At 64.9% G+C, this 8,688-nt stretch carries 11 protein-coding genes and 1 pseudogene; 5 read left to right on the top strand and 7 right to left on the bottom strand.

Features of this window, described 5'->3' with window-relative positions; all coding sequences use genetic code 11:
- Positions 1-43: 43 nt before the first annotated feature.
- From AC1DN2_RS13770 to AC1DN2_RS13760, 3 genes and pseudogenes are all read right to left on the bottom strand, one after another.
- Positions 44-1,030, bottom strand: a pseudogene (locus tag AC1DN2_RS13770) (ISL3 family transposase); the annotation flags it as partial.
- Positions 1,031-1,169: 139 nt separating this feature from the next.
- Positions 1,170-1,721, bottom strand: a complete 552-nt coding sequence (locus AC1DN2_RS13765) for a GNAT family N-acetyltransferase (RefSeq protein ID WP_223914846.1) — start codon at positions 1,719-1,721, stop codon at positions 1,170-1,172.
- Positions 1,722-1,740: 19 nt separating this feature from the next.
- A complete protein-coding gene (locus tag AC1DN2_RS13760) occupies positions 1,741-1,980 on the bottom strand; it encodes a PLD nuclease N-terminal domain-containing protein (RefSeq protein ID WP_476850728.1) in 240 nt (79 codons plus the stop codon).
- 196 nt (positions 1,981-2,176) lie between these two features.
- Between AC1DN2_RS13760 and AC1DN2_RS13755 the strand changes: the two genes are divergently transcribed.
- Entirely contained in the window at positions 2,177-2,395 is a 219-nt protein-coding gene (locus tag AC1DN2_RS13755; RefSeq protein ID WP_476850721.1) for a hypothetical protein, read from the top strand.
- 76 nt (positions 2,396-2,471) lie between these two features.
- Here AC1DN2_RS13755 and AC1DN2_RS13750 read toward each other — a convergent pair whose 3' ends face one another.
- Entirely contained in the window at positions 2,472-3,227 is a 756-nt protein-coding gene (locus AC1DN2_RS13750; RefSeq protein ID WP_476850720.1) for a LysR family substrate-binding domain-containing protein, read from the bottom strand.
- Positions 3,228-3,360: 133 nt separating this feature from the next.
- On the opposite strand from AC1DN2_RS13750, the gene AC1DN2_RS13745 reads away from it, so the two are divergent.
- Entirely contained in the window at positions 3,361-3,765 is a 405-nt protein-coding gene (locus tag AC1DN2_RS13745; protein WP_018775636.1) for a DUF5997 family protein, read from the top strand.
- 141 nt (positions 3,766-3,906) lie between these two features.
- The gene (locus AC1DN2_RS13740) at positions 3,907-4,515 is read left to right on the top strand and encodes an NADPH-dependent FMN reductase (protein ID WP_230008239.1); all 609 of its coding nucleotides are present in this window, start codon (positions 3,907-3,909) and stop codon (positions 4,513-4,515) included.
- 28 nt (positions 4,516-4,543) lie between these two features.
- On the opposite strand, the gene AC1DN2_RS13735 is transcribed toward AC1DN2_RS13740, so the two are convergent.
- Positions 4,544-4,921, bottom strand: a complete 378-nt coding sequence (locus AC1DN2_RS13735) for a VOC family protein (protein WP_476850719.1) — start codon at positions 4,919-4,921, stop codon at positions 4,544-4,546.
- A gap of 196 nt (positions 4,922-5,117) precedes the next feature.
- On the opposite strand from AC1DN2_RS13735, the gene AC1DN2_RS13730 reads away from it, so the two are divergent.
- A complete protein-coding gene (locus tag AC1DN2_RS13730) occupies positions 5,118-5,750 on the top strand; it encodes a hypothetical protein (protein ID WP_230008241.1) in 633 nt (210 codons plus the stop codon).
- A 53-nt stretch (positions 5,751-5,803) separates the two neighbouring features.
- The gene (locus AC1DN2_RS13725; protein WP_230008242.1) at positions 5,804-6,442 is read left to right on the top strand and encodes an NADPH-dependent F420 reductase; all 639 of its coding nucleotides are present in this window, start codon (positions 5,804-5,806) and stop codon (positions 6,440-6,442) included.
- A gap of 98 nt (positions 6,443-6,540) precedes the next feature.
- Here AC1DN2_RS13725 and AC1DN2_RS13720 read toward each other — a convergent pair whose 3' ends face one another.
- Together AC1DN2_RS13720 and AC1DN2_RS13715 are read right to left on the bottom strand one after the other, a co-directional pair.
- Entirely contained in the window at positions 6,541-7,023 is a 483-nt protein-coding gene (locus tag AC1DN2_RS13720; protein WP_230008243.1) for a pyridoxamine 5'-phosphate oxidase family protein, read from the bottom strand.
- A 128-nt stretch (positions 7,024-7,151) separates the two neighbouring features.
- A complete protein-coding gene (locus AC1DN2_RS13715) occupies positions 7,152-8,684 on the bottom strand; it encodes an APC family permease (protein ID WP_476850727.1) in 1,533 nt (510 codons plus the stop codon).
- Positions 8,685-8,688: the final 4 nt, after the last annotated feature.

Raw genomic sequence — 8,688 nt, 5'->3', positions numbered from 1 at the left:
GGCTCTCCCCGGTTCGTGGTGATTTCCGGTGTGCGGTGAATGTTCAGGCCGCCGTTCTGGCGGCGCTTCTGAGCATAATGCGGGTGGTGTAGTTCCGGCTATTGACGAATCCCCGTCCTGTCCGTTTCAGGTGTTTGATGGCGGTGTTGTTCGCTTCGACTTTTGCGGTGGTGGCGCCGGTGACGATGAGGACTTCGATTTCCTTCCACCAGCGGCAGACTGTGCGCCAGAGCCTGGTCGTCTCGGGCTGGGCGGCTCGTTCGACGAGTTGCCCGAGTCTTGCCTTCGCCGCGGCGGCGTCTTCGAGTGATCCGGTGCGCAGCARGGCGCGGAGCTGCTCTTTGACGTTCCAGGCCGCCTGCAGCTTGCCGGTCGGGTCATCAACGTCGAAGACTTGCCGAAGCCGGTCATTGCCTCTGTCCGAGAGTGTCTCACCGGCCCGCAGCAGCAGCCGTCGGTTGGCCCAGACCGGGTCGGTGGTGCGTCCGCGCCGGCCCTTGGTTTCCTGTGTCAGTCGCTGCCGGACTTCGGTGAGCATGTTGTTGCCGAGCAGGACCAGGTGGAAGGCGTCGACCGAGACGGCGGTGCGCGGCAGCCACATCCGCAGGGCCTTCCGGAAGGCCGCGGACGGGTCGATCGCCACGACCTGCACGCCGAGGCGCCATTCCAGCGGGCGCTTGAAGAGCCACTCGCCGACGCCCTTGTGGTCGCGGCCGTCGACCACACCGAGGACCTGCCCGGTGTCCAGATCCACGATCGTGGTCATCCAGGGCTCGAAGCGCTTCCAGGCCTTGGTAGCGGGGTCCTTGAAGAACCGGACGGACCGGAAACGGTGTTCGTCGATGCCCAGCATCCGTGGCCYCAGCTTGTCCACGTCCGGAAGCCTGGTGGCCGCCATGTTCAAGGCCCGTTGGACCAGCCACCACGAAACCCCGTGCGCGGCAGCGGTCTCGGTGGCGGCGCGGCCGGAATCAATGACGGCGGAGACAAGCATGTCCCGCAGCCGTCGAGTGGAGCGTGGCAGCGTCGGGGCGCCGGGAAGTAAGCTCGGTCAAGGCTCGTAGTCCTGTCATCGATGAATGCGTCAAGAACATCCATCACAACAGGGCTACGGGCCCCTCGCGTCTAAAGACACGAGCCCGAATTCACCACCAACCGCGGAGAGCCCGTTAAGGTCGCGTTGTCGCATAGAGCAGCATGTCGCGCCGGGTGTTACCAATCTCCTGGTGGCTGCGGAGCAGGCCCTCCCGCTGGAAACCAGACGCCTCGGCAACGCGACTTGAGTTGCTGTTCCACGGCTCGATGTACAGCTCGATCCGGTGCAGAGTGGGGATGGTCCAAGCGAACGCGGTCAGTGCCTTTAACGCGCTGGTGGCAATCCCGCGACCCCGGTGCGCGGGGGCAACCGAGTAGCCGACCGTTGCGCGGCCGGCCGACATGTTCTGAAGCCACAGTCCGATCGCACCGACGGCGTTGTCGGATTCGGCATCGGCGATGGCGAAGGACAGCCCTTTTCCTTCGGCGAACCGGCCGCGCTGCCGGTAGATCCACTCCAGAGCCTGCTGTGCCGTGGGGAGTGCGGGAAGGCTGCCAATGAGAGGGATGTAAGGATCGTCTCCCAACTCGGTGGCGAGATGTACGTCGTCGTCGGTGAACTCGCGCAAAACGACTGAACCGTAGGTCGGTGGTGTGGTCGGCCAGGACGGTAAGTGCTCAGTCATGCGTCGATTATCGTCGTGATCATCGTCCCGGGCTGCTCAGATTCACCCGATCATGCCGCTTTCTCGCTTGATCGCGGAGACGAGAATTGGATGTTTCTCTGCGCCCAAACAAAAACCACAGAACCGAGCCAAATAGCGGTACTGCAAGAACGATGAGGGCCCAAACGACAGTACCGCCAGTGGTATGAGTCCTATTGCGCGCAATGCTCACGAGCGCTGCAATGAACAAGATTGCGTTCAGGATCAGCGGGAATCCCATGATGCCCATGACGGCACCAGTGGATTCACTTCCGATGTAGAGAGCGCCAATATCATTTTTCCCCAAGATAGTGCGGCTACTGATGCTCAACCATATCGCCAGCTCTTAGCACTATCTGGAAATACCAACAGCGCAACAGCCACGGCGCCGCGGCAGCCTTAGCTCCTCGCCAACGTTTTGTAGGGGGTCTCCTCAAGTGATTGGAAGCGTCTCGTTAGCTTCCGAAACTCCGAAAATATTGATTCCGGCGGTCCTCACGGCAGCAACCGTGGCTGTCGCCCTGATCTTCGGTGTTTTTGAACTGGGCCTCCTTCATTCGGCAGCAGTTGCCATTCTCGTGGGAATCTATTTGAGTTCTGTTGCCCTTTTTGGAGGATGTATTTTGATGGTGATAGAAACGAACCTGTCCGCATGAGCGGGCCAATCTGACGGCCTATCTTCGCCGTTCCCGCAACGGCAGAACGCCGCCAGGAGCGTCCAACTCCACAGGCCTAGCGTTTCCCCTTTTTCCGGGATCCCTTGCCGCGGCCCTTGTCCGGGTTGGGCGCGTAACGCTGCGCCACCTTGGGCTTCTTGGCGGCTCCGGTGCCGCGCCGGTCCGGCTTGGGCTCGCGTTTGGGTTTCTCCTGCTGCGCCGAGGGCTGGCGCGAGCTCGCCGCGGTGCGTCCGCGGACAATACCGATGAATTCCTCGATGACCTCGTCCGTGGCGTCGCTCGGCCAGGCCAGGGCAATCTCCGTGCCGGGCGAGCCCGTGAGCTTCCGCGCCACGGTGTCCTTGACGTTGAAGTGCCGGGCCACGGACATCGGCAGGATCACCAGCCCGGCACCGGAGGCCACCACCTGCAGGGCCATCGCGGGTCCGCCGAGGTCCTGCACATCGAGAAACGTCTCGGCAGACAGGTCCGCCAGGTCCACTTCTTCAAACAAGGAGACCTCGTGCCCCTTCGGTGCCACCACCACAGGCTGCTCCTCGTAGAGCGGGATCACGCTGAGGCCCTCGCGTTCCACCGGGAGCCGGACGAAACTCAGGTCCGCGGTACCGTCACGGAGCACGGACAGCTGCGCGCCGTCGTCGGACATAAAGGAGTGCAGCGGAACATCGGGCATCCGTTCCTCCCAGCGGCGGATCCATTTGCCCGGTGTCACACCGGCCACGTACGCGAAGCGCAGCTCCCGCCCGACTGCGACGGCTGGGACGACGGCGGTTTCGTCGGGGGTCTGGGATGGTTCTTCTGCTGCGGACACATGTTCACAGTACCGCCCGGGGTGGCGCGGGGGTCCGCCTCGATGGCAGCACCGTGCTGATCCGGCGCTGGTTTGGTACTGGGTTGGTACTGGGTTGGTGCCCTGCGGGCGTGCCGCCGGATACCCTTGGACTATGACCTCTGCAAACTCCCAGTCCATGAAACCGGCCACCGTTGCCAAGAAGCTTGGCATCTACCTGCCGGCGACACCCCAGGAGTTCCAGGATTCAACCATCACCCGCGCTGATTTTGCCGATCTCCAGGCCAACCCGCCGGAGTGGCTCGCGGAACTGCGCCGCAACGGCCCGCACCCGCGCCCCGTGGTCGCGCAGAAGCTCAACGTCTCCATCGCCGGGCTGGCCCGCGGTGGTGTTGAGGAAGCGCTGACGACCGCGGAAATCACCGCACTGCTTCAGGCTCCCCCGGCCTGGCTGGTGGCCGAGCGCGCCACCCACGCCGCCGTCCGCGCCGAGGCCCAGCGGGTCAAGGACGAGGCCGCCAAGAAGGACGCCAAGAAAGCCCGCGCCAAGGCCGAATAGCGGCACGCGCTTTCTCCCGGCCGCTCTTTTCAACCCGCGGACGCAGGACTACGCTCGCGGAATGGGTCGGGGCCGCCGGTCCGATCCCCTCCGCATCCCAATTCACCTGCCACCGGCGGCGTATCGGGAAGGAACAAGGCCATGGGCTTCAAGATCGGATATTTTGTCGGGAGCCTCTCGAGCAATTCCATCAACCGCACTTTGTCCAGGGCGCTGATTCGGCTTGCACCTGCGGAATTGGAGTTCACGGAGATCCCCATCAGGGATTTGCCGTTGTACAGCCCGGATTTTGATGCCGCTTTCCCACCTGTTGGGCAGGCCCTCAAAGATGCCATCTCGGCTTCCGACGGCATCCTGTTCGTCTCGCCCGAATACAACCGGTCCATCCCCGGAGCGCTCAAAAACGCCATCGACTGGGGATCCAGGCCCTGGGGCACGAACTCCTTCGCCCGCAAGCCTACCGGGATCATCGGCGCCTCCCCCGGCGGCATTGGGACGGCCGTGATGCAGTCCTCTTTCCGCAGCGTGCTGAGCTTCCTCGACGCGCCGCAGCTGAATGCTCCGGAGGCCTACATCCGCTTCGTCCCGGAGGCCTACGGCGAGGACGGTGAGGTCAAGGACGAGGCTACGGCCGGGTTGCTGCGCCACTATATGGAGGAGTATGCCTCCTTCGTGGCCCGGGTCCTGGCCGCCAATGCACCGGGCCATATCGGCGACGAGCACCCGGACAAGGACAAGACGAGCCGTTAGGCAGAGTCAGGGCGCGGTGGTCCGGCATCTAGTCCTGGTGCAGCTGCACGAAGTTCCCGCAGCCGTCATCCAACACCACACTGGTCCCGCCGGGCCCCTCGGACGGTTCCCCCTGGAACATCACGCCCTTGGCCGCCAGCCGGTCGTATTCGGCGCGCACGTCCGGCACGCCAAAGACGATCGCGGGAATCCCGGCGTCGTGCAGACCGTTCATGTAGGCCGCGCCGATCGGGTTGTCACTGGGTTCCAGCAGCAGTCCGGCGCCTCCGGCAACATCCGGATCCTTGATGATGAAGAGGTTGTGCTCCGGCATGGCCATCAGCGTTTCGAAGCCCAGCGTGCCGGTGTAGAACTCATGGGCCGAGGCTGGATCCTTGACGTGGATACTGCACATTTTCAGTCGCATGGCCCCTAGGCTACGCCGGGAGGCTCGGCGTAGGAACCGCGACGCGGCCTCCGCACCGGCCCTGGCGCCTGGGTTTGCGTCCGCGCTGGCGCCGGGCATTGCCCCGGCCCGGCAGGCATTGACGGCCCCGCCGCCAGGGATTCCAATGGAACTAGCGGAACAGCGCCCGCCCGGGACCGTTCCGGGGAGGTGTGCAATGACGCTTTCACTATCCGGCGCCCTCGCGGCCTGGCAGTTCCTGGCCCTCGCCATTCTGGTTGCCGGGGCAGCGTTCGCCTCGGTCTATTTCGCCCGCAAGCACCTGGCGGCCGACGACGGGCCTTCCGAAGGCGCGGACGGCGCGTTTTGGGACGCATTCGCCGGACTCGCCGTCATTGTGCCCGCCATCGTCCTGGCCTCTTCCACATGGCCCTGGGCCGGCCTGGCGCTCGGGATGCTGGCCGCGGGGGCTGCCCTGGCGGCCGTCGCTGCGGCACCCCGGCTGCTCCGCCGGCAGGAAGCCCGCCGGGCCAGCCGGGAAACCCGGCTCTTGAACGAGGCGGCCGCCGCACGGCACCGGAGCGCCCTCGCCCGGTGGCAGCGGTACGAACTGGATCCGGGGTTCTCGATTGACTATCCCGCGATGAGCGATACCCGGCAACCGGAAACCGCGGCACTGATCCGGGCGATCAAGGCCGCCGAGGGCCTCGGCGGCCGTACGGACCGCGCCTGCACCGATGCCGCCTACGCCCCGGCCGTGGAACGGCTGGAACATGCCCTCGCTGCCGCCGAACGCGCGGCCGGCGTCAGCGCCGCCGGGCCGCCTGGCCCGGACCACGCGCACGGCTGATTCCCCGGAATTGCCGATCCGGCAGTTCGCGGCCACCTTGGAAAGGTTCCATCATGACTGACATCACGATCATCGGCAGCGGCAATATGGCACGGGCGATCGGAACCCGGGCTGTCGCCGCCGGGCGCTCCGTCCAGATCTTGGACCGGACGCCGGAGAATGCCGCCAAGCTCGCTGCTGAACTTGGCGGCACCACCAGCTCCGGCGGCCTGAGCGAGGTTCCCGAGGGAGACATCGTCGTCCTCGCGCTGTACTTCGGCCCGGCCAGGGAAGTTGCCACGCATTTCGGCGACACGCTCAGCGGCAAGACGGTGGTGGACATCAGCAATCCGATTGACACCGAAACCTTCGACTCGCTGGTGGTCGCCCCGGGGACGTCGGCGGCGGAGGAAATCGCCGGACTGCTCCCGGGCGCACGGGTGGTGAAAGCCTTCAACACCACCTTTGCCGGCCCGCTCGGGTCCGGGGCAGCCGGCGGCCAGCCGATGGATGTCTTCATCGCCTCGGACTCCGAAGAGGCCCGCAACGAGGTTGCGGTCTTCGCCGAAGCCGCCGGGCTGCGTCCGCTCCAGGTGGGCGGACTGCGTCACGCACGAGAACTCGAGGGCTTCATGCTGCTGGTCATGGCGCTGCAGGCCAACCCCGCGTATCCAACCTTCAACTGGGGCACCGGCCTGAAAATCACCGACTAGGAGCAGTCCGGTCCCGATCGGCCGTCATCGGCTCTGAGCGGTGATATCGAGCGGCAATATCCACCGGTGAGACCGGGCGGTGGCCCGGGTTCGGCGCGCTACAGCTCGACCGTTCCGCTGTTGCCCACGCTCATCCGGCTGTTGGTCACCTTGGACTTGATCCACTGCAGCACGGTGGCCGCCGTGCCGCCCGGGCTGGTCCAGTACTCGGCGGAGTCCGAGTCGACGTGGAGCAGGACCACCTCAGGGGTGTCCGGCCCGTCCGGGAACCAGGCCTCCACCACCTGATTCCACATGTCGTGGATCAGTTGCCGGTCAGTGACCACTTCAGCGGTCCCGGCCACCGAAACCCACTCGGTGCGCTTGCCGAAGGAGACGTTCACCGCCGGGTTGGCGCGGATGTGGGCCACCTGAGAGGTGGTCGCCGACGTGAAAAACCACATGTCGCCGTCGTCTTTGACCTCCTGGACGGCCAGTGGCCGGCTGACGAGCGCGCCTGCTTCGTTGATGGTGGTGAACATTCCGATGTGCGAATCGTTGATGATGTCCGTGACCTTGCTGATGCTTTCGGCATCCGACATGCTCTCACCTCGTTCTGGTTCCAACGGAGGAAGGTCCCCCTCCGGACAGCCTATTGGTAAGTGTGCTTACTTTCCAATGGCGGCCGGCCGGAGACCTTCCCGGGACCTTCCCTGAACCGGCAGTGGACTCAGTGCCCGCGGGTCAGGACCTGGCCCCTGAAGAACTCGGGGCGGAGCTTGGCCATGACCAGCATGAGCACCACGCCCAGCAGGAGGACGCCCATGCCCAGGATGAAGACCAGCCCCACACCGCCGATCGACGACCCTGATCCGTACGCGGGATCCATGGAGTCGTAGGCGGTCTTGACGAACATGACCAGCAGGATGACGCCGCCCAGGAGTGGCGCGAGGAACTTGAAGAAGAAGGCCCTCGCTCCGCTGAACGCCTCGGCGCGGAAGAACCAGACACAGGCCAACGCGGTGATGCCGTAGTAGAAGCAGATCATCATGCCCAGGGCCGTGATGGTGTCCCACAGTGCGTTTTCCGACGTGGTCCGGGTGATGACATAGAACGCCGCGGCCGCGATGGCAGAGGCGATCGTGGCATAACTCGGCGACTTGTATGTGGGGCTGATCCTGCCGAACTTCTGCGGCAGCGCCCGGTAATGGCCCATGGACAGCAGGGTGCGCGCCGGCGAGACAAATGTGGACTGCAGAGACGCGGCGGAGCTGCTCAGGATAGCCAGGGACATCAGGATGGCGAACGGGCCCATTACCGGTCCCGCCAGAACGGCGAAGATGCTGCCCTGGTTCTCCGGGTTGCCGGTGCCCAGCCCCGTGTCGCCGACGCCGGCGTAGCTCAGCGTGGCCAGGGCAACCGTCATGTAGATGATCACGATGACCAGCACGGTGATCGTGGCGGCACGTCCCGGCGTTTTCTCCGGGTTCTTGGTCTCCTCGTTCATGGTCAGCGTGACGTCCCAGCCCCAGTAGATGAAGATGGACAGCGAAACGCCGGCGGCGAAGGCGGAGAAGGATCCCACGGCGAACGGGTTAAACCAGTCCGGGGAGATGGCCGTGGCGTCAAAGGCGGTTCCGTTGGCGACGTGGCTGAACGCTGAGATCGAGAACCAGGCGAGGACCAGCAACTGAAATCCCACGAGAACGTACTGGACGGTCTTGGTGGTTTCCATGCCGCGGTAGGAGATCCAGCACGCGAGGGCGATAAACACCAGCGTGGTCGCGATATTCAGCGGCAGGTTGGTGGTGAGGTCGGCGAGTTCGGGATTGCCGAAGATCTGCGCCAGCATGAGGTAGAAGAAGTCCACCGCTACGGCGGCCAGGTTCGAGAGCACGATGATGGTGGCGGCGATGAGTCCCCAGCCGCCCATCCAGCCAATCCAGGGGCCGAACGCCCGCGACGCCCAGGTGAAGGAGGTCCCGGCGTCGGGCATGGCGTTGTTCAGCTCCCGGTAGCCGAAGGCCACCAGCAGCATGGGGATAAAGCCCACCAGGAAGATCGCCGGCAGTTGCACGCCGACCTCGGCCACGGTGGGACCCAGGGCGGCCGTAAGGGTGTATGCCGGGGCGATACAGGAAATGCCGATGACGACGGCGCCAATGAGCCCCACCGATCCGGCTTTCAGGCCCTTCTCACTGAGTCCGTGCTGCTGTTCGGTGTGCTGTCCTGTCTGCTGCCCTGTCTGCGACGGCTTGGACATCGCA

This window comes from Arthrobacter sp. 01L42, assembly GCF_056400005.1.
Note: the sequence above shows the minus strand (reverse complement) of the source record. Positions and strands in the feature narration are given on the sequence as shown.